This is a genomic window from Methylomonas sp. PHL2-19 (assembly GCF_059331595.1).
Map to the genome: position 1 here is coordinate 4,401,415 of NZ_CP196839.1, position 26,965 is coordinate 4,428,379.

At 52.4% G+C, this 26,965-nt stretch carries 19 protein-coding genes; 12 read left to right on the plus strand and 7 right to left on the minus strand.

Annotation, left to right across the window (positions count from 1 at the left end; translation table 11 throughout):
- Positions 1-139: 139 nt before the first annotated feature.
- A complete protein-coding gene (locus ACR02O_RS20295) occupies positions 140-1,957 on the minus strand; it encodes a S8 family serine peptidase (protein ID WP_494522301.1) in 1,818 nt (605 codons plus the stop codon).
- A 284-nt stretch (positions 1,958-2,241) separates the two neighbouring features.
- Positions 2,242-2,952 carry a PEP-CTERM sorting domain-containing protein gene (locus tag ACR02O_RS20300; RefSeq protein WP_494522302.1) on the minus strand — a complete coding sequence of 237 codons (711 nt, stop codon included), beginning with the start codon at positions 2,950-2,952 and terminating at the stop codon, positions 2,242-2,244.
- Between the two features lie 758 nt (positions 2,953-3,710).
- On the opposite strand from ACR02O_RS20300, the gene ACR02O_RS20305 reads away from it, so the two are divergent.
- Together ACR02O_RS20305 and ACR02O_RS20310 are read left to right on the plus strand one after the other, a co-directional pair.
- The gene (locus ACR02O_RS20305) at positions 3,711-4,406 is read left to right on the plus strand and encodes a hypothetical protein (protein WP_494522303.1); all 696 of its coding nucleotides are present in this window, start codon (positions 3,711-3,713) and stop codon (positions 4,404-4,406) included.
- A gap of 294 nt (positions 4,407-4,700) precedes the next feature.
- Positions 4,701-5,207 (plus strand): glutathione peroxidase, encoded by a 507-nt coding sequence (locus ACR02O_RS20310; protein ID WP_033157028.1) that lies wholly within the window; start codon positions 4,701-4,703, stop codon positions 5,205-5,207.
- Here ACR02O_RS20310 and ACR02O_RS20315 read toward each other — a convergent pair.
- The 5 genes from ACR02O_RS20315 to ACR02O_RS20335 all read right to left on the minus strand — a co-directional run bounded on the left by ACR02O_RS20315 (position 5,197) and on the right by ACR02O_RS20335 (position 9,396).
- Positions 5,197-6,378 (minus strand): flagella assembly protein FlgT middle domain-containing protein, encoded by a 1,182-nt coding sequence (locus ACR02O_RS20315; protein ID WP_494522304.1) that lies wholly within the window; start codon positions 6,376-6,378, stop codon positions 5,197-5,199. The two genes, ACR02O_RS20310 and ACR02O_RS20315, sit on opposite strands and share 11 nt — an antisense overlap.
- Positions 6,368-7,060, minus strand: a complete 693-nt coding sequence (locus tag ACR02O_RS20320) for a hypothetical protein (protein WP_494522305.1) — start codon at positions 7,058-7,060, stop codon at positions 6,368-6,370. The genes ACR02O_RS20315 and ACR02O_RS20320 overlap by 11 nt, the downstream gene beginning before the upstream one ends.
- 114 nt (positions 7,061-7,174) lie before the next feature.
- The gene (gene rsfS, locus ACR02O_RS20325; protein WP_101051849.1) at positions 7,175-7,516 is read right to left on the minus strand and encodes a ribosome silencing factor; all 342 of its coding nucleotides are present in this window, start codon (positions 7,514-7,516) and stop codon (positions 7,175-7,177) included.
- Positions 7,517-8,158 (minus strand): nicotinate-nucleotide adenylyltransferase, encoded by a 642-nt coding sequence (nadD, locus tag ACR02O_RS20330; protein WP_494522306.1) that lies wholly within the window; start codon positions 8,156-8,158, stop codon positions 7,517-7,519.
- Positions 8,158-9,396 carry a glutamate-5-semialdehyde dehydrogenase gene (locus tag ACR02O_RS20335; protein ID WP_494523476.1) on the minus strand — a complete coding sequence of 413 codons (1,239 nt, stop codon included), beginning with the start codon at positions 9,394-9,396 and terminating at the stop codon, positions 8,158-8,160. The genes nadD and ACR02O_RS20335 overlap by 1 nt, the downstream gene beginning before the upstream one ends.
- 214 nt (positions 9,397-9,610) lie before the next feature.
- On the opposite strand from ACR02O_RS20335, the gene ACR02O_RS20340 reads away from it, so the two are divergent.
- The 10 genes from ACR02O_RS20340 to ACR02O_RS20385 all read left to right on the plus strand — a co-directional run bounded on the left by ACR02O_RS20340 (position 9,611) and on the right by ACR02O_RS20385 (position 26,945).
- A complete protein-coding gene (locus ACR02O_RS20340; protein ID WP_494522307.1) occupies positions 9,611-10,723 on the plus strand; it encodes an NADH:flavin oxidoreductase/NADH oxidase in 1,113 nt (370 codons plus the stop codon).
- A gap of 84 nt (positions 10,724-10,807) precedes the next feature.
- A complete protein-coding gene (locus tag ACR02O_RS20345; protein WP_033157035.1) occupies positions 10,808-12,025 on the plus strand; it encodes an MFS transporter in 1,218 nt (405 codons plus the stop codon).
- Between the two features lie 564 nt (positions 12,026-12,589).
- A complete protein-coding gene (locus tag ACR02O_RS20350; protein ID WP_494522308.1) occupies positions 12,590-16,327 on the plus strand; it encodes a response regulator in 3,738 nt (1,245 codons plus the stop codon).
- Positions 16,328-16,335: 8 nt separating this feature from the next.
- Positions 16,336-17,334 carry an HD-GYP domain-containing protein gene (locus tag ACR02O_RS20355; RefSeq protein WP_494522309.1) on the plus strand — a complete coding sequence of 333 codons (999 nt, stop codon included), beginning with the start codon at positions 16,336-16,338 and terminating at the stop codon, positions 17,332-17,334.
- 241 nt (positions 17,335-17,575) lie between these two features.
- A complete protein-coding gene (locus tag ACR02O_RS20360) occupies positions 17,576-18,991 on the plus strand; it encodes an OpgC family protein (RefSeq protein ID WP_494522310.1) in 1,416 nt (471 codons plus the stop codon).
- A 14-nt stretch (positions 18,992-19,005) separates the two neighbouring features.
- Positions 19,006-20,088, plus strand: a complete 1,083-nt coding sequence (locus tag ACR02O_RS20365) for a cation:proton antiporter (RefSeq protein WP_494522311.1) — start codon at positions 19,006-19,008, stop codon at positions 20,086-20,088.
- 193 nt (positions 20,089-20,281) lie between these two features.
- Positions 20,282-22,420: an HAD family hydrolase gene (locus tag ACR02O_RS20370; RefSeq protein ID WP_494522312.1), complete on the plus strand. Its 2,139-nt coding sequence runs from the start codon at positions 20,282-20,284 to the stop codon at positions 22,418-22,420.
- A gap of 15 nt (positions 22,421-22,435) precedes the next feature.
- The gene (locus ACR02O_RS20375) at positions 22,436-23,290 is read left to right on the plus strand and encodes an HAD-IIB family hydrolase (protein WP_494522313.1); all 855 of its coding nucleotides are present in this window, start codon (positions 22,436-22,438) and stop codon (positions 23,288-23,290) included.
- Positions 23,291-23,456: 166 nt separating this feature from the next.
- The gene (locus ACR02O_RS20380) at positions 23,457-25,412 is read left to right on the plus strand and encodes an alpha-amylase family glycosyl hydrolase (RefSeq protein WP_494522314.1); all 1,956 of its coding nucleotides are present in this window, start codon (positions 23,457-23,459) and stop codon (positions 25,410-25,412) included.
- A gap of 183 nt (positions 25,413-25,595) precedes the next feature.
- Positions 25,596-26,945, plus strand: a complete 1,350-nt coding sequence (locus tag ACR02O_RS20385; RefSeq protein WP_494522315.1) for a glycoside hydrolase family 5 protein — start codon at positions 25,596-25,598, stop codon at positions 26,943-26,945.
- Positions 26,946-26,965: the final 20 nt, after the last annotated feature.

A 26,965-nucleotide genomic window follows, 5' to 3' on the forward strand; every position in this document is an offset into this window, starting at 1 on the left:
GGGGAACATACGCGAGTTGTCTCGCAAGGATTTGTTTAGCCGACTTGTACAATAAAAAACAGGGGCGAAATACACCCCTGTTTTTTATTGCCTTTCAGTACCGCCAACAAAACTGTTGGCAGTTTTCCGAATACGAAGGCTACTTACTGACGAGAATACTGACGGTACCGGTTTTATTGGCGGTATCGGTGGCAACCGCTTTTATCGAATGGCTGCCGGCAGCCACTTTCTTGACATTCCAGCTATAGCTCAAGGTTTTGTTAGTCGTAGACGACACCAGCTTGTTATCGATATAAAGCTGCACTTTAGCGACGGCAACGTCGTCATTAGCAGCAGCAGAGATACTCACCACGCTACCACTCAGTTTCGCACCGTTAATCGGGTTAGAAATAGTCACGGTCGGCGCCGCTTGATCCGTGGTGCTTACCGTGGTTTGATTTTGTACGTTCACAGTCACGGCGCTTGATGAACCTAGGTTTCCGGAAGAATCAGTCGCCACCGCCGTTAAATTGATATTGCCGTTTGCCACAGTCGTGGAATCCCAACTAAATGTGTAAGGCGCAGTGCCATCTGTTCCGACCAATTTACCCCCTGCGTAAAATGAAACCTGGCTTACTGCGACATTATCATTAGCGTTAACAGCCACAGAGGTCAAACCACTGACCACAGCGCCAGCGGTTGGAGATGAAATGGTAGCGGTCGGCGCGAGAGTATCTCTAGCCACGGTATTGAGCGCTAATTGCACCGCGGCGTTAGCATTAATACGCCCATAGCCATAGTTTGGATCAAAATTAACGCCGGATACTTTATCGGCAGAATCTTTCAGCACTTTTTCAACATCCGCAGGCACCAAATTGGGATTTGCCGCTTGAATCAACGCGACAACACCCGCCGTGACCGGGCTAGAAAATGAGGTTCCGTTCCAATTGGCATACCCGCCACCTCTCAAAAGCGTGGCAATAGAAGTGCCGGGAGCGGCGACATCAATAAAGGCGCCGTAATTGGACCAACTGGCTTTCGCATCATTCCAATCGCTTGCTGAAACAGAAATCATGTAGGGATTATCGGTATATCCGGGATCGACTCCGTCGTTGGCGCCTGCAACAACCACTAATCCGCCTTTGGCATTCATATACTGCGCTGCCGATGACACGGCCGAGCTAGCACTCACACCGTAGCTAATATTCGCGACATCGGCATCATTATCTGCCGCCCAACTCAAACCCCTAGCTATATCGCTCCAATAAGCGTATCCCGTAGAATCGTTAGTAATCCTCACCGGCATCACTTTAGCATTCCAGGCCACGCCGGCAACCCCAATAGCGTTATCGGTGACAGCCGCCGCTGTACCGGCAACAGCCGTACCATGACCATTGATGTCAGAGGTATCAGAGCCGCCGTCCACGGCATTCCAGCCCGGAATCATATGATTAGCCAAATCCGGATGCGAACCATCAACACCGCTATCCAATACTGCTATCGTAATACCATCGGCTTTGGAAACATCCCAAGCCCCAGGCATTTGTATTTTTGCTAAATGCCACGCACCGGCAAAATTCGGATCATTAGGGGTAGTCGTACTCATGGGCTGAACCATATCCAGCTCAGCGAACTCGATATGGGGATTTTTTGATAGCGCCCGCACCACCGCTTCTTCCGCTTGTTCAGGAACGCTAACGATATGAACCGGCAAATTGCCGATCTTTTCGCTGCTTTTACCTTGATTGCCCCGCAGAATTTTTTCAAACTCCGCATCCGACAAACCCGCATTGGGTTTAACTAAAATTTGCCCTGGTTTCCAGGTTTTGGCGACGTTACCAGCTGACGCCGGCAACTGTTGCATATCCTGATTTATTTGCAAAATTTCCTGGTCGAGCAAGTATTTATCAAGATAAATGATTGCGGGCACTGCCAATAAAGCTACGCCTAAAGTGATGTATAAATTTTTTTTGTTCATGACTGTTCCCCTCGTTTTTATTTTGAATGTCCAAATCTTAAACACCTCATCCTTGGCTTCTTTGCCTTGAGGCTTTCTGAACGTAAGCTAATTTGAATGTTCGGAATCAGCTTTCTGCTTGGAAGAAAGTCTAAAAAAACTGGGCTGCCATTACTGTGACTTTGCTTTCAGAATCACCATAACAACAATGGGGTAACACATATTGCTAAAGCTACCAGACAATTTCTGGAAAAAAAAACGCCGGTTTAACCGGCGTTTTTTAGGTGTGTAAACAAGTCGGACAATCAGACTTTGCGTTTACGTGACAAACCCATGCCCAACAAGCCCATGCCCAGCAAAGCTACAACGCTTGGCTCAGGCACGCTGCCTTGACCACCGCCACCGCCGTCGCGTGTATAGTTACCGATCAGGAAGCCACTATCCGAGCAACCTGCACAACCCGCCGTACTTAGTGATTGCAAATGCGCACCCAATTGACCGGCAGGTAACGTAGCTTCCGAGCTCTGTAGTGCCGCTGCGGAATAAAAGTCATCCAAAGTCCAATTGCGGTTTAAGGTTGCTGTAAATAACAAATTCACGGTATTTGTTACGTCCGCAGCATTGGGTTGGCCTGCCGGATCGAGTGCTTGAAATGAAAACGAAGGATTGAAACTCCCTCCACCTTGAACTGTTGCAGGAGATTGAATCTCCCAGCCAACTGGATTGTATCCCCCAAAAGTTACATCCGCGACGTTGACCAACGACCCCAAGTTGAAATAGAACTCGTCAAGCTTTGCATTCGGATGTAAAGGCGAAGCGATATCCACTGTCCAACTAGCGACTGTGTCTACGACATTAATGCCGACGTTGATGAACAGATTGTCCGGATTATTGGTTCTGGGATCGCCTGTTAGGCTACCCGCTACGCTAAATGAAGCCGCTTGAGCGCCGCCCCCGAAAATTGCCGTTGACGACAATAATCCCGCCAAAAGCATGTGTTTAATTTTGGTTTCCATGATGATCCCCCGCAAATAAATTTGTAAAACGTCGAACTATTTCTTTGACTATGATTTCGTGAAAAAGGCACAAAACCCTGAAAATACCTAAGCAAATAGTAGACCATAAAAAATTTATGCTATAAAACATATACTTAAAAACAAATACCCCCCAAAAAACAACACAGCCTGTAAATTTTTTCGTCAGTATTTGCTTACATTACCGTGCATTACAATTCAAACCTACCTGAGCATCAACTAAGAAAAACTGCGTCGTGGCATCAACTTAATCGGTTTTTCCCCAGGGATTTTCATTAAGAGTTTTTTTGCAAATCCAATGCCAGAGCGCTTTTACAAAGCAATTTCAGGAAAAAATCCCGACACATTGTCATAAAAATTTAACAACACCCCGAACCACAATTTTCATTTGGAAATTCAGCATTTTTGCCTGTAAAAAAAACTGACAAAACACTTGCGCTGTTGAATGTTTTGCCAGTCATGATCAATTGACCCAATCGAAAAATTGAAACTTCGTTTTTTTTAATACAGAAAACCTACCAGGGAGAATGCGCCTTGGCTAGTGCTGCCCAAGCGCACGCCTTGCGACTCGACACATCAACTATTTCAACGATCTATGGTATAAAGCGCTGCGATTTAATCGTAGCGCTTCCATCATGCTTTGGAATACAAGCCGCGGAAGCTATGCCTAGAAAGCCAATCGGTAACGCTGTAGGTGTTAGTTAGTTTTGGATTAATAACAATATTGAGGGGGACAAATCATGATAGAACTTCTGGTAATCTTAGGGCTGGCAGTAGTCGGTTGGCTGGTCTGGAAAGGCAAACTAAAACTCAAGCCAATTGGCAAGACGCCGGAGAATAAACAGGCGACACCACCTCAACCTGCAGCTTCCCGTGCAGCCAATTCCCCTTCGCAACCGAATACCGCGTCGCCAACCACTCCAATAGCGCAAGAAATCGAGCCCCCGGTAGAGCCTCCCATCCAAGCGCCTGAACCAATTGTCGAACCCGCGCCACAGGCGCCAATCGTCACAGCCGTTATCGAAGAGCCGAGAACACCGACGAAAGAAGAGCCGGCAATCAAAATACCGGAAGATTCAGTATTAAAACGCCATTATCTGGCAGCATTGCAAGCGGAGAAAGAGGCCCTCAGCAATCCCTATCCCACCGACTCCGTGCTGCGCCGTCACTACGAAACGCTGCACAAAATCACATCGCCTCAGCATTCACAAGCGGTGGACGAATCGGCGCCCTCCCAGCCGGAAGCTGCGGCCCAGCCAGCCAGCCCTGTAGAAGCGGTTCCGCCTGAAGATTCGTCAGTGCAGACGCAGGACCTTGAGCAATTACGCCGCGAAATTGCAGCCGAATTGCCAACACCGCCTACCGACTCAGTGTTGAAACGCCACTATGACAGCTTACTGCAAACCAAACTGCAACAACGGCTAGCCTCACAATAGGCACCGAGAAATCTCGGCAGGTTTCAACAGCCGCCCGTACGCCAGGACGCTATGGGCGGTCGTCCCGCGAAAGAATGGCCTAGGCGGTATACCTTCAAAGCCCATTAAAATTCCTGGTAAGCCCCCATGCAAATATGGGTATGTTGGCACTACAGATTTTTGACAATCCGATGAATAACGGTATGCTGCGCGAATGTTTGTCTATGCATCTTGATGGGGATACATAGGCTTTAAGAAGCGCCATCCCAACGTTTACGACAAGCACAAGTAATTCGATAACTGACCGGCATCAGCATGAATGACATATACCAATTCTCGGCGACTAACATTAACGGCGAAACTGTCGCTTTGGCAGATTACCGCGGAAAAGTGCTGCTAATCGTCAACACCGCCAGTCGATGTGGCTTTACCCCACAGTTCCGTGGCTTGGAAGCGCTGTACCAGACCTATAAAAGCCGCGGCTTAGTGATCCTGGGGTTTCCGTGCAATCAATTCGGCCAGCAGGAACCCGGCGATAGCCAAGAAATTGCCAGTTTTTGCGAACTGAACTATGGCGTTAGCTTCCCCATGTTCGAAAAAATCGACGTTAACGGTAACCACGCACATCCGCTGTTCGAGTATTTGAAAACCTCAGCCCCGGGCATCCTGGGTTTAAATGCCATTAAATGGAATTTCAGCAAATTTCTGGTCGGCCGAGATGGCAAGGTTTTTAAACGCTATGCGCCGATAGACACGCCGGCAGGTATCAGTAAAGACATAGAACGCTTACTGAGTTTGAGCGACGCCCCCGTTAAGGCGTAGCAAAACTTTTCACCCAGTCGCCCGGCCTTACTGCACCGGCAACCGCCGTTGAATCCAGGGTACCCGCCGCCGTAGCAGCACTAACCTCGGTTATCGTCAAGATACCTTGCGACTCACCCAAACCCGCTCCCGCCGTACCGCCGGCGGACGCCGAATAAATCATCAGCTTATCACCGACTCTGATTTTATCCTGGGCGCCGGCGGCAATCACGATCCGGTTGTTGCCGGCTTGTATCACCCGGGTGGTAAAGGGATAGCAGCCGAATAATTTGTGAATATCTTCACTGGCCTGCTGAATGATCTCACTGATGGCGTGACCGGCCGACGTGGAGTTGAAACGCTCGCTACCCACCGTGTAGCCGCTCGGCAGCGAGACGTCGCCCAGGATAGAATCGGTATAACGATGTTGAAACAGCAAGGCACCGCTAAAGCCATCATAAACATATACGTCAATCCCGACGCTGCGGCGGGCGACAAAATCCCTGACCATGGATTTCAAATCCGCCAACGCGCCGCTGCCGCGCACATATTCCGTGGATTCCACCCGAAAATCGCGAATCACGCCAGACAACACAAATTGAGCGTTCTGCTGTTTGGCGATATTCAGAATCACCGATTCAGGCGTGCCCTCGGCAAAGCGAATCTCCGGCGCCATATCGGGGCGGCTGAATAAAGAGGTGTTGGTCAGATTGCGGCCGATAAAATCGCCGGTTTCCATCAGCTGGTTATTAATTTCCCGGGGAATGCCGCTGTATAAATCCTGGCTTTCGGTGCCGCTGATTTGATCGGCATTCATGACCGGAAAACCGGTGGCGACTATTTTTTTCCGATACGGCGAACCGCAGCGCTGCTTATCAGACAACACTGCCAGCACCTGCACATGATAAACATCGGCATCCTGCCATTCGTCGACCACCTTAATATCACTAACCAGCATCGCCGAGTTATTGTTGCGTTTAAGCTGCATAGATGCCTGATGTACCGCATCGTCGATAGCTGCGCGGCGGGCTGCTTCGATACCGCCGCCAACGATTGGCGCACTGCCTTGCACGCTGACCTGTTGGCCGGACACGGCAACGCCATTCTCATCGCCGCCCCGCTTACTATTACCGCTGCTGCATGCAGCCAGCAAAGCGATCAGTAACACTGTTAGCAAGTTTTTATAAGGCACTATAAAATCCGTTGATCAACAAATACTGAAATATCGTCCGCAAGCCGGTGTTGGCTATCCATTCCACATCGTACAGACCGGCTTCCAGCAAAGTATCGTCCACGACATTGGGCTTTTTGGAAAAGCCAGACACATAATATTGATCGCTACAATCGCGTGCGCCGCAGGCCAGGTTGGCCGAAGTCACCGTTGCCGCTTTATAGCCCAGCCGGGTAAACGCCAGCTTGTTATCTTCCTGCAGACACTGGCCGACGACATAGGTATCGCCGGACATGCATTGGTAAAAACGCGGGCTAAGACGCAATTCCAGCGTCGTTTTTAAATTGTCTCTGACAGTCCGGTAATCGGCGGCACGCGCTTCGCGTAAATAACTATCCAGATAAACCCGGTAGACCTCGTCGCGCATCACTTGAGCGCCGACCGTGGTTTGATTGCCCAATTTTTCTTGATACAGCAAATCCGCCAAGCCGCGATAGGCATCCAGTTTGGCAGCTTGTTGCGCTTGTAACCAGCGTTGATTGACCGCCAGCTTGCCGCTATCGTCGAAACGGCTATAACCGGCAGCGCGCAGGGTTTTGCCGGCTGACGGCGACGGCGCCTCGGCACTTTTACCGCCCACGGACGCGCACCCCGTCGCGACTGCCATTATCAACAGCAAACAGATTGTCTTAAACGCTTTCATAACCCCTCCTCCTACTCGCCTAAGTCATCGACTACTTGGGCTTTTTCTTGAGGGCGGATGACAAATTATGCCCTTGAGCCGGTTGAAATTGCTTTTAGCAAATCGCGGCAAAAACTAACTGTGCGTCTTGTCGCCGGCCACTGACCAGAGTTTTTCCAGCTGATACAGTTCGCGGGCCTGACCGGTCATCACATGCACGATCACATCACCCAAATCCAACAAAATCCAGTCAGAACTTTGATCGCCTTCCAATCCCAGCGGCTGCTGCCCCTGCTCCTTGACCTTTTCCACTACATAATCACACAGCGATTTGGCGTGCCGAGACGAGGTACCGGTGGCAATGACCATATAATCGGTAATACTGGTTTTGCCACGCACATCGATAGTCTTGATGTTAAGGCCTTTGCGGTCGTCGAGCTCGGTTTCGACCAGCTTAAGTAATGCTTCTGTTTGCATTCAATTTCCTGTGTGATGAATGAGGGGTTGATATAAATGATGCCTGCGAATCAATTCGATGACCCGGTCGGGCAGTAAAAATTGTGGATCGCGCCCGACAGCCACCAGTTCGCGAATTGCAGTAGCGGAAATCGCCAGCGCGGTGACTTCCTGGAAGCTTAACAGTCCGGCACTCTGCCGGCTTAATTGGGCTCGGTCTTCGGCGATTCGCTGCTGCAAAAACGCCGATAGCGCCGATCCGGCATAGCCCGGTCGAGTCATCACCACGATGTGTGCATAATCGAATAAGCGTTGCCATTGATGCCAGCGCTCCAAACCGGCAAAGGCATCGGCGCCGATAAACAACAGCAAAGGCGTATCGCCCATTTCGTTGCGTAAGGAATGCAGCGTATCCACCATATACGATGGTCCCGCCCTATCCAACTCGCGCCGATCAACGCTAAAGCCGTGAGTATCGGCGACGGCGACTTCCAGCATTTGCAAACGTAAGTGCGCCGGCACGTCGGGTTCGTCTCGGTGCGCCGGCACCCGGCAAGGAATCAAGCGCAGCTGCTCTAGTTCGAACAGCTCTTTCACTTCCAGCGCGGTGCGCAAATGGCCGTAATGGACCGGATTGAACGTGCCGCCGTAAACCCCGATCATTATTGGCGGATATGCCCGTCGCCCAGCACGATGAATTTCAACGAGGTCAGACCATGCAAGCCAACCGGACCGCGCGCGTGCAATTTATCGGTACTGATGCCAATCTCCGCACCCAAACCGTATTCAAAGCCGTCGGCAAAACGGGTAGAAGCATTGACCATCACCGAGCTGGAATCCACTTCCCGCAAAAAGCGCCGCGCCAAGGTGTAATCCTCGGTGACGATGGCCTCGGTATGAGCCGAGCTGTAAGTATTGATATGAGCTATCGCTTCGTCAATGTCGGCGACAATCTTGATGGACAAAATCGGCGCCAGATATTCAGTATGCCAATCTTCTTCTGTCGCGCGTACGGCGTTTTTGATCAGAGAACAGGTTTTCAAGCAACCGCGCAGTTCCACGTTTTTTGCCGCATATTGTTCGGCTAGAATCGGCAACACCGTTGCGGCGATGCTTTCCGCCACCAACAAAGTCTCCATCGCATTACAAACGCCGTAGCGATGGGTTTTCGCGTTAATCGCTATCGCCACGGCCTTATCAAGATCGGCCTTACCGTCGATGTAGACATGGCAAATGCCGTCCAGGTGTTTGATGACCGGGATGGTGGCTTCGCCACTGATCCGTTCGATCAGGCTTTTGCCGCCACGCGGCACGATCACGTCAACATAATCCTTCATCGTAATCAGCTCGCCGACTGCGGCCCTATCGGTGGTTTCCACCACTTGCACGGCCTGCTGCGGTAATCCGGCAGCGGCCAAACCGCTGGCGATGCACACCGCAATCGCCCGATTGGAATGAATCGACTCGGAACCGCCACGCAAAATACAGGCGTTACCCGACTTCAAGCACAAAGCCGCCGCATCGACAGTAACGTTAGGCCGAGATTCGTAAATTATGCCAATCACGCCCAAGGGCACGCGCATTTGCCCTACCTGAATCCCGCTGGGCTGATAATTAAGGTTGGTAATTTCTCCGACCGGATCGGGCAAAGCGGCAACCTGCTTCAGACCATCTATCATGGCTTGGATGCGGGCTGGTGTCAGTTCCAGACGGTCCAACGACGCCGGATCCATACCGTTCTGCTTGCCGGCGGCCAAGTCTTTGCGATTTTCGCTGGCTATCTCGGCGCTACCGGCGGCAATAGCCTCGGCAATTTTCAATAAAGCGCTATTTTTCCGCCCGCTCTCGGCCTTGCTGATCTCGCGGCCGGCTACCCTGGCCTGTTGCCCCAATTGCTGCATGTATTGTTTAACGTCCACAATTATCGACCCGATGAATTGGAAAAGTCGGCATTATAGCAAGCCGTTCCAAGTTACAACGAATGCAGCAAATTCAGCACCCATTATTCGACCCTGCGCGACAGGCTTAAATGCGAGCCCTTCCCATTGCCAAGCCGGAACCGAGCTCGTAGACTGCAAGCCTGGATTAACAAACTTTAATCAAAGGTAACCTGATATGAGTCAGCTTTTTTCGCCGTATTCCCTCGGCACGGTTACGCTGCCCAACCGTATCGTCATCGCGCCGATGTGTCAGTACTCGGCAGTCAACGGCGAAGCCAGCGATTGGCATTTAATGCACCTGGGCAATTTGGCGATGTCCGGCGCCGGCTTGTTGATTATCGAAGCTACGGCCGTGGAGCCGGAAGGCCGCATCTCACCGGCCGATCTCGGCCTCTGGTCGGACGCAACCGAAGCCGCTTTGGCCCGGGTTTTAACTGCGGTGCGAAAATATTCGCACATACCCATAGCGATTCAGCTGGCGCACGCCGGCCGCAAGGCTTCCACCGCCGCGCCTTGGGACGGTGGTGGCCTGGTCAATATCGAACAGGGCGGCTGGCAGACCGTGGCACCGTCGGCACTGCCTTTTATGCCGGACGACCCCGCGCCGACCGCGCTCGATACCAGCGGATTGCAACGCATCGTGCAGGCGTTTGTATCTGCGGCAAAGCGCGCGCATAAGCTAGGGCTGGACGCCATCGAGATACATGCCGCCCACGGTTATTTGCTGCACGAATTCCTCTCGCCCTTATCTAATCAGCGTGACGACGAATACGGCGGCTCGCTGGAAAACCGGATGCGTTTCCCGTTGGCGGTATTCGACGCGATGCGGGCTGCCGTGCCTATGCACATGCCCATCGGCGTGCGAATTTCCGCGACCGATTGGGTGGACGGCGGCTGGGACTTGGCGCAAAGCGTGATCTTTGCCAAAGCCTTGCAAGCACGCGGCTGCGCGTTTATCCACGTCTCCAGCGGCGGCTTATCGCCTTTGCAAAAAATCCCGGTCGGCCCCCATTACCAAGTGCCGCTGGCGGCGAGCATCCGCGCAGCAACCGGCCTGCCTACCATCGCCGTCGGCCTGATCACGGAAGCGGAAGACGCAGAAGCCATCGTCGCCGAGGGCCAGGCCGATATGGTGGGCTTGGCGCGCGGCATACTCTACGATCCGCGCTGGCCCTGGCATGCCGCCGCCAAATTGGGCGCCCAAGTCGAAGCGCCACCGCAATACTGGCGCTGCCAGCCCCGCGAGCAAAAGGCTTTATTCGGCGACATTCGCTTTCGGCAGCGCTAAGACTTTGACTGGCTTAACCAAGTCAGTCACATAATAAATTTGACCATGCAGCTGTAACCGGCTGTATTTCAACATTGGAGATTCATGCATTTTTTAGGCACTTCAAACCCCGCTTTTCTAAAACTGTTGACGTTTCGCGTACTGATCGTGCTGGCCTATCAAATCGTGGCGATTGTGGTGGGTTGGCATATCTACGAACTGACGCACGACCCGCTGGCCTTGGGCCTGATAGGCCTGGCCGAAGTGATCCCGTATTTTTGCAGCGCGCTGTTCGCCGGTTATGCCGTCGATCATTATTCAAGGCGCTGGTTCGCGATTTCAGCGTGTTTGCTGTTATGCCTCAACGCCCTGACCTTGACCGCCATCGCGGCGCAATGGATTCCCGACAATCCGCTGGTATTGATGTACGGCTCCATAGCCGTCACCGGCGTGGCGCGGGCTTTTATCGGCCCATCTTACAGCGCACTGTTCGCCCTGGTTTTGCAACGCGAACAGTATGCGCGCGCTGCCGGCCTAGGAAGCTCGGTGTTTCAGTTTGCTTTAGTCGCCGGCCCGGCACTGGGTGGGATTCTGGTCGGCTGGGCCGGCAAAACCGTGGCTTATGGCATTTCCGGTGGTTTATGCGTACTGGCCGCACTGGCTTTGCTGTCCTTACGCATCAAGGAACCGCCGGCAGCGGAAAGCGCGCCGATTTTTACCAGCATCGCCGAAGGCCTGCGCTTTGTATTCAATAACCAGATCATCCTCGGCGCGCAGTCGCTAGACATGTTTGCAGTGTTGTTTGGCGGCGCGGTCGCCATGCTGCCGGCGTTTATCCACGACATATTTCATTACGGCCCGGAAGGCCTGGGGATTTTACGCGCCGCACCGGCCGTTGGCGCCGTGATGACCGGCTTGTTTCTGGCCCGGCATCCCCTCAACAAGCACGCCGGGCGCTGGTTATTGATAGCCGTGGCCGGCTTTGGCTTGTGCATGATCGGCTTCGCACTATCGACGAATTTTTGGGTCGCAGGCCTGGCTTTACTGTTGTCTGGAATTTGCGACGGGGTATCGGTGGTGATGCGCACTACCATCATGCAATTGGCCACACCAGACGCGATGCGCGGCAGAGTAGCGGCGATTAACGGCATATTCATCGGCTCGTCTAACGAGCTTGGCGCGTTTGAATCCGGGGTTGCCGCGCGACTGCTGGGCTTGGTGCCGTCAGTAGTGTTTGGCGGTGCTATGACGCTGTTGGTGGTGGCGGTTACGGCAAAATACGCGCCTAAACTACGCAGGCTGGAGCTTGATCAGCTCCAGTAATCTTCGTGTAAATTGCCAAAAGCAGCGGTTTTATTCAGACTTTTTTCCGCGCATCAGTAAAAAACCTGCGCCAATCGTGGCTACCACTAAAACCAACATCAAGATAGGATGCTGATAAAACATGTCAAAAAATGCACCGGTGCTTTGCGACGTGCCTCTGTAATACGGACCCATAATTCCTCCCCCTATTTTTTGCTTAATTATCAGCTCTCAGGCGGACAAGCTGACTCAAGCTAAGGAATTTACCTTGCAATTCAACCTTGTCTAATTTTATTAGCACGACTGGCTACCAAGCCTCCCGTTGACACTATTGGCCTGCCCCGTAAATTAAGGCAACCTTGCTCGGCGGGCTCAGGACAAATGGTATTTAAGCGCCGGCGCAAAAATTCCAGTGATGCACTAAAATTTAGTCCGGCTGCATAAGCTGCGACCGACCAAAAGGACACCCGCCCTTTCCATATCCTGCGTGTAGAAATTATTCGAATCGCCTGGTTAAAATGGGAATAACAATAAACGTAGCCAAACCGCTGATGCCCCTTTTGCATTAGCATCAGGAGCTATCCCATGCCGCCGTTCGTCCAACATCGCACACTCAGAATTCTGCTGTCGATGGTCATTCCGATTTGCGGTGCAGTCTTCCAATATCATCTGTGGGACATCCTAAAACCGACCATCTGGATTTTTCTGTACCCTTCTGTATTTTTAAGCGCCGCCGTGGGTGGTCTGGTCGGCGGCTTGCTGGCTACGCTGATAGCGGTGGCATTAGCCGATTTTCTGTTTATCCCACCAAGCTTTACCTTTTACATTGCAGAAACTCGCAGCATCTATTCGATGTGTATATTTTTCTCGATGGGCATACTGTTCAGCATTGTCTTCGAGCAACTGCATCGCTCTCTGCTAGCAGTCAAACGTTTGTCAAGTTTTGAAGTCAATAGCTATTCACAGCGGCTGGACCAAGCGCTCAGTGTCGCCGACGCTGGCATCTGGGAATGGCACGTCCCCAGCGGCGAAGTGTTTTGGAGCGAGAGCTTATGGCGGCTCTACGGTCTTAAAAAAAATAGTTGCCAGGCCTCCTACGACAACTGGCTAAGCACCATCGCCGAAGAAGACAGAGCGACAACACACGAAGCAATGGACCAAGCACTCAAACAAAAAGCCGACGTCCTGTTAGAGTGGCGAGTGCATTCCAAGCTGGACGGCCACACCCACTATTTGCTGTCGCGCGGCCAGCCGCTGTTGGACGAGCACGGAGAACTCCTGCTTTATCGCGGCGTGGTGATCGACATCACTGACCGCAAACAAACTGAACACGCACTTCAGCAACTCACGCAAGAACTCGAAGATAAAGTCGAAGCAAGGACCAAAGAATTTTTCGATCTCTACAACCAAGCACCTTGCGGCTACCATTCGCTGGCCATGGACGGCACGATCCTGCGCGTCAATCAGACCGAACTGACACTGCTCGGTTATGCCAAGGAGGAGTTCGTCGGACACCATATCAAAGAATTCTTGGCCCCCGACTGTATTGACAGGTTTGAGCAATTCTTTACCGAGTTCATCCATTCCGGGAGTCTGCGCGATCTTCAGATGGACTTTATATGTAAGGAAGGCAGCGTCCGCCCCTTTCTAGTGAGCGCTACCCTAATCTGTGACGCTGAAGGTAACGGACTTTACTCCAGTAGCACCTTGGTGGATGACCGCGAACGTAAAGCCCGCGAACAAAAGCTCCAGGACCTGAACAAATTTCTCAACGAAGTATTAGAAGTGCTGCCCTTCGGTGTGGTGGTCTACGACGAGTCGTATAAAGCCGTTTTCCGTAACAGCTTGTTTGGCAAACTTTTAAGTTATCCCCCCGAGCTGTGCGAAAAAGAACCGTTGTATTTTGCCGATGCCATTCGCTTCAATTTCGACCGGGGCGACTATCCGAATCGCACGTTTGATGACGTCCTAAACGGCTTCATCGATATGATGGCAACGCGCGAAACCGTGTGTTTTGAACGTCAACAAGCCAATGGCATTTATCTGGAGATTTGCGGCCAGCCCATCAGTAATGGCTGGACCTTACTGACTTACACGGATATTACCCCGCACCGGTTAGCCGAACAATCACTAGAAACCGCTCGCAGCGCGGCCGAGGCCGCCACCCGCGCCAAAAGCGCATTCCTGGCCAACATGAGCCACGAGATTCGCACTCCGATGAACGCCATACTGGGTTTGGCGTATTTGCTGGAAAAAAGCGAATTGCCGGGCGATGCGAACCATTTGGTCAGCAAAATTCGCATGGCCGGACGTTCGCTGTTGGGCATCATCAACGATATTCTGGACTTTTCCAAAATTGAATCGGACAAGCTGGAAATCGAACACGCACCGTTTCGCCTGGGAGATGTGCTGGATAATTTATCGACCATTATGTCCACGAACGCCGGCGAGAAAGAACTGGAACTGATCATCGCCCAGCCACCCAGCAAAACCAAACAACTTTATGGTGACGCGCTGCGGCTAGAACAGGTGTTGATTAACCTGACCAGCAATGCGATTAAATTCACCGAGCAAGGTCATGTGGAACTAGCGATCGCAGTGACCGCCGAAGACGACCAGCAGATAACCTTGAGATTTGCAGTGCGCGACACCGGCATCGGCATTCCGGCGGACATACAGCAGGACATTTTTTCGCCATTTTCTCAAGCCGACAGTTCGACGAGCCGTCGATTTGGTGGCACCGGCTTAGGCTTGAGTATTTGCCGACGTTTAATTGCGGCTATGGGCGGCGAATTGCAGGTCACCAGCATCCCGGGCAGCGGCAGCGAGTTTTGGTTTAACTTGACGTTTAAACGCGGCCAAGACGTTTGGCTGGCCGCACCGGACATGGCGAATCTCCCGGTATTGGTGGCGCACGGTAATCCAATCGCCCGCGAAGTGTTGGCAGATATTGTGGCCGGATTGGGCTGGAACGCAACAGCGGTCGGTTCGGGCTCGGCCGCCCTTCAACATATCCAAAGCCGCTTGCTGGGGCGAGAGCCCAATCAAGTTCTGCTGCTGGACTACAAAACCCCAGGCGTGGACGGCTTCACGGTCGCGAATAAAATCCGCAACGAACTCAAAGACCATCACGACCCGATTATCATCATGGTCACTGCTCACACCAGTAACGCCTTGCAAACCCACGCTGACATGCGCCACGTCGATGCTTTACTGACCAAACCGGTCACCGCTTCGGCACTTTATAACACAGTGGCGCGAGCATTACGGGTGCGCCAAGGCGGCGAGCCGTTTAGACCTAAACATGCCCAGCAGCGCCTTGCCGGCTTACGCATCTTGGTGGTGGATGACAGCGACATCAATCGCGAGGTGGCACAACGTATTCTGGAAGGTGAAGGCGCGCATGTCGAATTGGCCCATCATGGTCGCCAGGCCCTTGAATGGCTGGAGACGCATTACAACACCATAGATATTGTGCTGATGGATGTGCAGATGCCGATTATGAACGGCTACGAAGCTACCCAGCACATCCGCCGTATGCCGGCCTTAGCCGATCTCCCCATAGTGGCGCTGACCGCCGGCGCGTTTATGGAACAACAAGAGTTGGCGCAAGCCGCCGGCATGACCAGCTTTATCGCCAAACCGTTTGATGTGGACGCCGCCATTGCCCTGATTATCAAGTTGACCGGCGGAACTCGTCAAATTGCGCCGATGTATAAACCCCATCTTGCCATACAGCCCAATACTTCAGATCTCGAGCTACCGAGTTTGGACGTCGAACGCGGCCTAAAACTTTTCCCGGATGTAAGTACTTACCAACAATATTTACGTAAGTTTGCCCGGGATTACGCCGACAGCATACACACTATCAAATTCGCGGACACCGCTGAAGCACGGGCGTTTCTTCATAAGCTGAAGGGTGTTGCGACCACCCTGGCCCTACTAGAACTTGGCAAACAAGCGGCAGAAGTCGAACAGCAGCTAGTTAGGGGCGCGGAAATGACTGGACCCTTGCGAATTTTAAAGTCTGCTTTAGACAAAGCACTGGATTCGATTGCTGAATATGCCCCCGACAAACACGTTGTGGACAACACCCAAGCAAAAACGATAGACCGGCAACAACTGACAGCACTCCTTGCGCAGATGCTCGCTATATTGGCAAACGATGACATGGTGGAATTTAGGCCGCTGTTGCTTGAACTTGATAAGACGGTCGGACCTACTAGCCTTGAACCATTAAACCGAGCCATCGAGAACTATGATTTTCGAACTGCGGAAGCAGAAGTCAGGACACTTGCAGCTGAACATTCTATTACTCTGTGAGCATTGCCATGCCTAACGGTCCTATCTTAATTATTGACGACGAGCCGCAAAATCTGCGGGTGCTGGAGCAAATCTTAGCAGGCAAATATAAGTTGGTGTTTGCTCGCAACGGCCATGAGGCGCTGGCGGCTACACGTAAATTTCGACCATCTCTGATTTTATTGGATATTCAACTGCCGGATATGGACGGTTATACGGTGTGTCGGCAGTTAAAAGCTGATCCGCTTACCGAAAGCATTCCGGTGATCTTTATCACGAGTTTGGCGGATGCCGATGATGAAGTCACTGGTTTTGAGGCCGGCGCGGTGGACTACATCGTTAAACCGGTTTCATCACCGACAGTAAGGGCGCGCGTACAAACCCACCTGTCCTTGGTACGCGCGATCCATCTGGAAAAAAGTCATCGCGACGCCATCTACATGCTCGGTGAAGCCGGCCATTACAATGACAACGATACCGGGGTGCATATCTGGCGCATGGCGGATTATGCGGGCGCCTTGGCACGTGCCCTAGGCTGGGGAGAAGAACAATGCCGGCTCATCGAATTGGCGGCCCCGATGCACGACACCGGCAAAATAGGCATCCCGGATGCGATTCTGAAGAAATCCGGCGCATTGGATACGGCGGACTGGGTAATCATGAAAACCCACCCCAGAATTGGCTACGACATCCTCAGCAAAAGTGATGCACCGGTCTTTAAGATGGCAGCGGAGATTGCCTTACACCATCATGAGCATTGGGATGGCAGTGGTTATCCCGATGGACTGGCTGGCGAGCTAATTCCCGAATCGGCGCGTATCGCAGCCTTAGTCGATGTGTTCGACGCGCTGACGATGAAACGTCCATACAAAGAAGCTTGGCCTAACGAGCAAGCAATAGCCACCATTCAAGCGGAAAGCGGCAGCCATTTTCAACCAGCGATGATCGAGGTCTTTATTGCCGTTCTACCCGAGATCTTAGCGATTCAAGCCAAATGGTCCGAATGCGAGGCCACGTCCAGGGTGTGATAACTGCGCATTTATCGATCTGCGAACTGACCAAGCGGGTATTGTCATTGAAATAACAAAATTATTACCTCGCCAAGGGTTGTCTAGATCCGAAAGCCTCAAAAAATCCAGTGTCAGGCACATCCCAATAGTCTGGATTGACTTCCCGGTTTGGGACTCCAGCATTCTCTGGAATGACGGCATACTTGAAATATTCTTATAATCAGGAAGATTTAGCTGAAATGCGTCATTCACACAACCGATGTTATTGGATAAAAGGACCTATATGGCATTGCCGGACCCGTCACTGCAAAGCAGGAATTTGCCGTTGGATTTTTTTAGAGGTTTGGCGTTGATGGTGATTTTTATTAACCACATGCCGGATAACCCCTGGTTTTGGTATACCCCTTCGCGATTCGGCCTCAGCGATGCGGCGGAGGTTTTCGTGTTTTCATCCGGCTTTGCCTCCGCGCTGGCCTACGGCCGCTGCTTTGAACGCGCCGGACTCTGGCTGGGACTGGTTCGCGTCCTGCACCGATGCGTGCAAATTTACAGCGCACATCTGGCCTCTTTTGTGCTGCTGGCTTTGGTTTGCGTAGTTGGTAATCGCTGGGTGCCGGAAATGGATGATATTCAACGCCTGAACATTGCCTATTTTTTCGACGCCACCCAACAAGCGCTGTATGACTTGTTCACCTTGGCATATGTACCCAATTATTTCGACATCCTACCGCTGTATCTACTAGTGATCGTTTGGCTGCCTATATTCTGGCTAGTATCCCGTTTGCATGTCGGTATGGCTTTAGCGTGTTCGGTCACCCTGTATTGGGCCAGTTATTACTACGGATGGGAACTGAGTGCCGACCCAGTGAGTGGACGAAAATGGTATTTCAATCCCTATAACTGGCAACTGATGTTTTTTACCGGTTACGCCTTCGGCGCCGGCTGGGCCAAGGTCAGTGTAAAACACGGCTGGCTGTTAGCGGTTTGCCTCGGGCTAGTCCTGGTTTCAATTCCTTTGGAGCATGAGGCCACGTATACCCGGATTAAATTCTGGGGCGAGCTTCGCGCTAACTTGACGCCCTGGCTGGACAAAAGTCATTTGGGGGTGTTGCGTTGGTTGCATTTACTCGCGCTGGCTTATCTGATGTATCGCTTGTGCCATTGGCGATCACAGTGGCTACACAGTCCGGTGCCGCGCGCCGTTGTCATTATGGGTCAACAATCTTTACCGATTTACCTGTGTTCCATGGTGCTCTCGTATGCGGGGGGCATCTGGCTGGACCACCTTGGGCGCGACGAATGGTCCGCTGCGGCCTTGGTCAATCTCAGCGGCTTAGGACTGATGTTGCTGGCCGGCCAAACGATGTCCTGGCTGGATACCAAGCCCTGGAAAGTTTCTCAGCCGGAAAGATTGGCCCAAAGCGATAACAGCTACTATTTCGAGCCATTTATGCCCCGGTATCGCTGGGTTAACCAAGCTTTAGCACTGCCCTGCTTGATCGGTATAGCGGCGCTGCCAGCGATGTTGACCCACTCACAACCGTCCGGCATTGTGGCCACACCAGACCTTGCCGTGCAGTTACGGGAGCCTGATAAGGAGGCTTTACAACCAGTGGAAACGCTGTCACCAGAAACCGAAGCCGATAAAGTGATCGACAGCCGGCAACAGCTTTAAACGATTTTAAGCTCATGGAAGCCCAAGCCGTTCATCAGTTTTTCTTGCAGTTAATGGTTATTCTGCTGACCGCTCGGCTGTTTGGCGAATCGTTCGCGCGGCTTAAAAGCCCACCAGTCGTAGGCGAACTGTTGGCCGGTGTTCTTCTTGGCCCCAGTTTTCTGGGTTGGATGGAACCTAGTCAGGTCATCAAATTATTGGCGGAAATCGGCATCATTTTGCTGTTGTTTGAAGTCGGGCTGGATACCGACATACGCCAACTAGCAAAAAGCGGTTGGCAGGCTTTGTTCGTCGCGGTCAGCGGCTTTCTGTGGCCATTCGTGTTCGGTTTCAGTCTCAGCCATTGGCTGTTTGATCGTAACTTGCTGGAATCGCTATTTATCGGCGGCACCCTGACCGCCACCAGTATCGGTATTACTGTCCGCGTGCTTACCGATTTAAAACGTCAGCACAGCCGGGAAGCACAGGTGGTATTGGGCGCGGCAGTGATTGAAGACATACTCGGCGTCGTGCTGCTGGCCGTACTGTACGATTTTTCGCAGGTCGGACAAATCAACACAGCCAATGCCCTGCAAGTCATCGGCTTTATCGCCATGTTCTTTGTTTTGGCGCCGTTGTTTGCTAAAGCTATTTCCTTGCTGATCCGGCAATTTGCCAAAATCAGCCAGACCGACGGACTCATCCCCACGCTGATTGTCTCTCTTGTGCTGTTTTTCGCCTGGTTAGCCCACGAAATGGGCGCCCCGGAATTGTTGGGCGGGTTTGCCGCGGGACTAGCGCTTTCACGGCGCTTTTTTCTGCCGTTTGCTATGGCGTTGCATGAAGATCCGGATTTTACCGGGCGTATCGAAGCTCAGATGCGGCCTATCATCCAATTATTCGTGCCGATATTTTTCGTGATGGTCGGGCTTTCGTTGAATCTGCGTGAAATCGATTGGGCCTCGCCGTTCATTTGGTGGTTTTCCGCCAGCCTGTTGGCTGTGGCTATACTCGGTAAAATGCTGGGTGCCTTAGTGCTGCGCGGACCTTGGACTGAGCGCCTGGCTATCGGTATTGCCATGGTTCCACGCGGCGAAGTCGGCCTGATTTTTGCCTAGCTCGGCCGCACATCAGTTATTATGGTCAACGAAGTTTACGCGGCGCTGATTATTGTCATAGCCATGACCGCCCTGTTTGCGCCCATGTTATTAAAAGGTTTTTACCGCTACGTGAAATAAGTCGATTGCTCTATTTCTTAGCGGTATTAACCCAGGTCGACGGAGCAAACCAACGTCGTCCACGGAGCGAACCATGCTAGAACACGGAGATACCGGACGCCTGCATATCGTCTTGATCAGCATCCACGGCCTGATACGTGGGCATGATTTGGAATTGGGCCGCGACGCCGATACCGGTGGGCAGACCAAATATGTCGTGGAATTAGCCAAAGCCTTGGCAAAACAGCCACAGGTCGAGCGGGTGGACTTGATTACCCGGCGCATCGTCGACAGCGACGTCAGCGACAATTACGCCGAAGCCGTCGAAGCATTGGCGGAAAACGCGCAGATCGTGCGTATCGATGCCGGTCCGGAAGGCTATATCCGCAAGGAAGAGCTTTGGGATCATCTGGACAGCTTCGCGGATAATCTTTTGAGTTGGCTGCATAGTCAGTCGCGCTGGCCGGATGTGTTGCACAGCCATTATGCCGACGCCGGCTATGTTGGCGTGCGACTGGCGCATTTGACAGGTTTGCCGTTGATTCATACCGGCCATTCCTTGGGGCGGGACAAGTGCCGTAGGTTGTTGGCACTGGGCCTGGCAATGGAGGAAATCGAGCAGCGTTATCACATTTCCCGGCGCATTAATGCGGAAGAAGATACGCTGAGCAATGCCGAGTTGATCATCACCAGTACCCGCAACGAAATCGAAGACCAATACGAACTTTACGATTACTACACCCCGGAGAAGATGGCGGTCATTCCGCCCGGCACGGACCTCCAGCAATTTCACCCGCCCAGCGCCAAAACCGCGGATTCGGCGTTTGCCGTATCACTCAATAAATTCTTGTACGAAACGGATAAGCCGATGATTTTGGCCTTGTCCAGACCCGACGAACGCAAAAATATTGTCACCTTATTGGAAGCCTACGGCGAATCGCCGCGTTTACAGGCGATGGCTAACCTGGTGATCGTCGCCGGCAACCGTGACGACATCCGGGAAATGAACGACGGAGCGCAAGGCGTGTTGACCGAATTGTTGCTGGTGATCGATTGTTATGATCTGTACGGCCGGGTTGCGCTACCCAAGCACCACAGCGCGGACGAGGTCGCGGAGATTTATCGTCTGGCGGCGGCAGCCAAGGGGATTTTCATCAATCCAGCCCTGACCGAACCGTTTGGACTGACACTGCTGGAAGCGGCCGCCAGCGGCCTGCCGCTGGTGGCCACCGAAAACGGTGGCCCGGTCGACATCATCGGCAACTGCCATAACGGGTTGTTAGTGGACCCGCTGGACAAAACCGCGATTGCCGAGGCCTTGCTGAGCATACTAGACAATCCCGAGCGCTGGCGGACACTGTCCGCCAACGGACTACGGAATGTAGCCCGCTATTATTCCTGGGAGGCGCATACTCAAGCCTATCTACAAAAACTGCAGCCGCTGTTGCAACATTTCGAACGTCTGCCGAAAACGCCGCCGGTGGGAAAAGTGGGCCGGCTGCGGCGGCAGGCGATTTTTACGGCGATGGACAACACGCTGTTGGGGGATGACGAGGGATTGGCACAATTCGTCAACTTGATCAGGGAGAAGCGACGAAAGTGTCTGTTCGGTATCGCCACCGGACGCCGGCTGGATGCAGTTTTGGCGATTTTGAAGCAAAAGCGGATTCCCAAGCCGGATATTTTGATCACCAGCTTGGGTACCGAAATCTATTTCACGTCACAACTGATTGCCGATATAGCCTGGAGCTATCATATCGATCATCTGTGGACGCCACAGGTGCTGCGCCGTGTTCTCAGTGGTCTGCCCGGTTTGACACCGCAACCCAAGCGAGAACAAAGCCGCTTCAAGATTTCCTATTATTACGATAGTGAGCGTGCGCCGCCGATGGACGAGATTCTGACCTTGTTGCGTCAAAAGGAATTGTCGGTGAATCCCACCCTGTCATTTGGGCAGTTTCTGGACATCGTACCGGCGCGAGCCTCGAAAGGACAGGCATTGCGATATGTTGCCCGGCAATGGAATATTCCACTAGAGCGCATCCTGGCGACGGGCGGCTCCGGCGGCGATTGCGACATGGTGGCAGGCAATACGCTGGGCGTGGTGGTCGCCAACCGCCATCGCGAGGAATTGGCGAATTTGTCCGACATAGAACAAGTCTATTTCGCCGAGCGGTCAAATGCCTGGGGCATACTGGAGGCCATCGAACATTATGATTTCTTCAATCTCTGACAAAGCGCCAGTGTCATGCAGACGCGTATCCTGATTTGCACCGACTTGGATCGTACCCTTTTGCCCAACGGCAGCCAGCCGGAATCGCCGGGTGCGCGCGATATTTTCCGGCGCTTGGTTGCGCGCCCCGAGGTGACGTTGGCCTATGTCAGCGGCAGGCACCGCGAACTGGTCGAGGAAGCCATGCTCGAATACGATTTGCCGTTACCGGATTGGGTCATCGGCGACGTCGGCACCACGATCTACAGAGCGGGCTCCACAGAATGGCAGCATTGGACCGCCTGGGAAGACAATATCAACAGCGACTGGCGTGGTCTGATGGCCAAGGACTTGCGGCCCTTGTTTGACGATTTGCCGGATTTGCGCGTGCAGGAACAGGCCAAACAAAACCGTTTCAAACTTAGTTATTATCTGTCGATGCAGTGTGATACTGAGGCTTTGCGCCAGGAAATGGCTAGTCGGCTGGAGGCTCAAAACCTGGCGGCCAGCCTGATTTACAGCGTGGACGAAGCCTCGGCGACCGGTTTGCTGGATGTGCTGCCGGCCCGCGCCACCAAGCTGCACGCCGTGGAATTTTTGATGCGGCATCAGGGCTTCGATATTGGCGATACGGTATTTGCCGGCGACAGCGGCAACGATCTGCCGGTGATTGTCAGCCGGATACCGTCGGTGCTGGTCGCCAATGCTGACCGTGCCGTGGTCGAACAGGCGCAAATCTTGGTTGAGCAAAACAGCAACCAGGTGGCTTTTTATCTGGCGCGAGGCGGCTTTTTGGGCATGAATGGCAATTACAGTGCGGGTATACTCGAAGGCATCGCCCATTATCTTCCGAAAACCCGGTACTGGATGATGGAGACCCATGAAGATTGATCGCAGTATGGCCGTTTTCTGCACCTTACAGTTCAAGCGTCTTGCAGACAACGGCATGATGCAACAATTGCTGCGGGGCTACTAAGCTCGCAATGGGCGCCAATGCACATCCCAGTTTCGCATTCGTTACGCCATGTTGCCACATTAACTCGAACAGGTTACGGTCATGTACGAACAAGTTTCCCACTCGCTCTTGAACGCCATTCTGGATGATCTGAAGCCGGAGATTCGGCGCCAGGATCTTCGGCACTTCTACACCCGGCTGGGTGCTAATTTTTATGCGATTTATTCGCTGTTTTTCAACTTATATGGTCACCGCGAGGATTTCAAGGCACAAATGCTGCGACTGGTGGAAACCATGGCCAAGGGCTATATTGATCGATCCGCCGAGTTGGAACGGGTCGACATCGAACGCGAACAGGATCACAACTGGTTTCTGTCGCAGAAATGGGTGGGCATGGCCCTGTATACCAATGGTTTCGCGGACAATCTGGCTGATCTGGCCACCAAGATCTCGTACTTTCAGGAACTTGGCATCAATTTGGTGCATATCATGCCGATTCTGATGTGTCCGACCGGTAAGAGTGACGGCGGCTATGCAGTCAGCGATTTTCGGCAAATCGACGACAGGTTGGGCGATTTGAATGATCTGCGGCGGGTGGCTGAGGAATTCAGGAAACGCGATATCCTGCTGGTGTTGGACATCGTCATGAATCATACCTCCGACGAACACGACTGGGCTGCCAAGGCGGTCGAGGGCGATAAGCGTTATCAGGATTACTACTTTGTTTTCGACAATCGGGAAATTCCCGACATGTTCGAGCAGACCATGCCGCAAATTTTCCCGGAGTCGGCCCCCGGCAACTTCACCTGGAATGCCCAGATGCAGAAATGGGTGATGACAGTATTTCACGATTACCAATGGGATTTGAATTACAGCAATCCCGAAGTCTTCATCGAAATGCTGGATATCATCCTGTTCTGGGCGAATCAGGGGGTGGACATCCTGCGTCTGGATGCCGTCGCCTTCCTGTGGAAGAAAATCGGTTCTTCCTGCCAGAACGAGCGCAATGCCCATCTGATCCTGCAGTTGATGAAGGATTGCTGCCAGGTTACCGCGCCGGGTGTGCTGTTCATCGCCGAAGCCATCGTCACGCCGCTCGAAGTCATCAAATATTTCGGCGAGGATGCGATCATCGCCAAGGAATGCGAGATCGCCTACAACGCTACCTTGATGGCCTTGCTGTGGGATGCCATCGCCACGCAAAATACCAAATTGCTTTATCAAGGCGTCAAAAACCTGCCGGCGAAACTGGAACGAGCCACTTGGCTGAATTATGTGCGCTGCCACGATGATATAGGCTTTGGCTTTGACGACAACGACATCCGGGCCGCAGGATACGATCCCTATGCGCACCGGCAGTTTCTAGTCAATTATTTCAGCGGCCAGTTCGAAGCGTCGCCAGCCAGAGGGATGGTGTTCATGCGTAACGAAACCACCGGAGATGCCCGTATCAGTGGCTCGCTGGCGTCCCTGGCGGGACTGGAGGCGGGTCAGGAAATGAATGACCAGGGCTTGCTCGATACCGCGATCAAAAAAATTCTGTTATTGCATAGCCTGATATTGTCTTTTGGCGGTATTCCCTTACTTTACAACGGCGATGCGCTCGGCGTCATTAACGATTATGGCTACCGCGACGACCCTGGCAAAAGCGACGACAACCGTTGGATACATCGCCCAAAAATCAACTGGGACCGAGCGGAATTGCGAAAAAAACTGGGCACCACTGAATATAGCTTGTTTAATGCCATGAAAAAAATGATAGCAATCCGCAAGGAAACCTCGGCGTTCGCCGACTTCAACAACCGGGAACTAGTCGAGGTCGATAACCCGCATTTGCTGTGCTTTATTCGTTTCAATCACGACCGGCCATCGGAACGCGTTTTGGTCGTCGCCAATTTCGACGCCAACCCGCAATATCTCGATTTATATCTGCTCAGGAGTCGGGGCATCGATCCTTTTGGGCAATTCGTCGATGTGTACAGCGGCGGCAAGCCGGCGCAATATGATAGGCGAATCGTGTTGCAGGGTTATCAGTTCTATTGGTTGACGGAAGTATAATCATTAGATCACCCGGCATTGACTGAACATGATCGCGTATATTGACTGAATAGCCTGTAAAATCTGGAGTTACATCGCGAATGATGCGGATTATGTTGCCCACGCTTTGACCGTTAGCTCGAGAATAAACGGACGCTTGTTCGATGTTAAAACCCAAGGGACGGAGCCCACCAAGCTATAGTGATGATTATGAAACTGAACCTTGTTTTTCTCCCACTCTTACCGAAAATTTCTGTCTTACTCTGCACGCTGCTGCTGTGGTCGCCTGTAGGTCGTTCCGCTGCGGACTTTCTAAAAGTGGATGGCGTAACCATCAAAGACAATGATGGTAGGGGTAAAGAGGTTCATCTTTACGGCACCAACCTGGGCGGCTGGCGGGGGCATGAACCCTGGATGTCGCCATTAGCCGGCGCGTCAAATGAATGGGACGCGCGAAATATTCTTAACAAGCGTTTTGGTAAGGATGCCGTCTGGGAGCTCTACCACGCTTACTGGGATTCATGGATCACCGAAACCGATTTTAAGAACATCGCCGCCGCCGGTCTCAACTGTATCCGATTGCCCATCTATGCGCTAAACCATATGGATGACGGAGGCAACTGGCGACTGGACGATACCGGCGCCATTGATTTATCCAGGATTGAGTGGACGGTCAACAAAGCTCGGGAATATGGGCTGTACACCATCCTTGATCTGCATGGTGCGCCGGGTTCACAAAACGGAGCCCATCACTCAGGCCGGCAAAACGGCACGCTGCTTTATTCCACTCCGCTCTATCAGAATCAACTGGTGGAATTTTGGGAAACCCTTGCCATGCGCTTTAAAGATAATGCGGGTGTAGCCGGTTATGACCTGCTAAATGAACCCTCGGAAACCTTTCCCGGCGGGATGGGGTCTGAGGTGGTCACTCTATATGATCGCCTGTATCACGCTATCCGGGCGATTGATCCCGACCATATCATCATTATGGAAGCCATCTGGTGGTGGAACACCCTGCCGAATCCTCAAGAAAAAAACTGGGAGAACGTCGTCTATTCTCTGCACTATTACCAATGGCAAAACAATGAAGACTTCATGGTCATGAAGAATGCCGTGGACGGGTGGATTCAGGACGCGAAAAAATGGGGTGCGGAATATAACGTACCGCATTTTATAGGAGAGTTCACGTTGTTCGGCAATGCCGAATCCTGGAATTACGGCCTTCAGCAATTTACGGAATCCGGCAGCCATTGGACTACCTGGTCGTATAAGGTATTGGGCCGCAATAATTGGGGCATGTACAACACCGCAGAGCAGAATAGCAATGTTGCCGATATTGCTACGGATGATTTCAACACGATCAAGTCCAAATGGAGTCGATGGAACACGCCGGACTATTTCTCGCCCAATCCCACAGTGATCGAAGCCATGCAAAAAGCCACCTTAGGCCGAAACCTGAAACGGCCCACGCAAACCGTTACCGCTAAATCAGAAAATCAGGCTGAGCACGAGATTATTTCCGGCGTTAATTTAAATATAGCGGTAACGGAATGAGCTTGAAACGGGCCGGGATA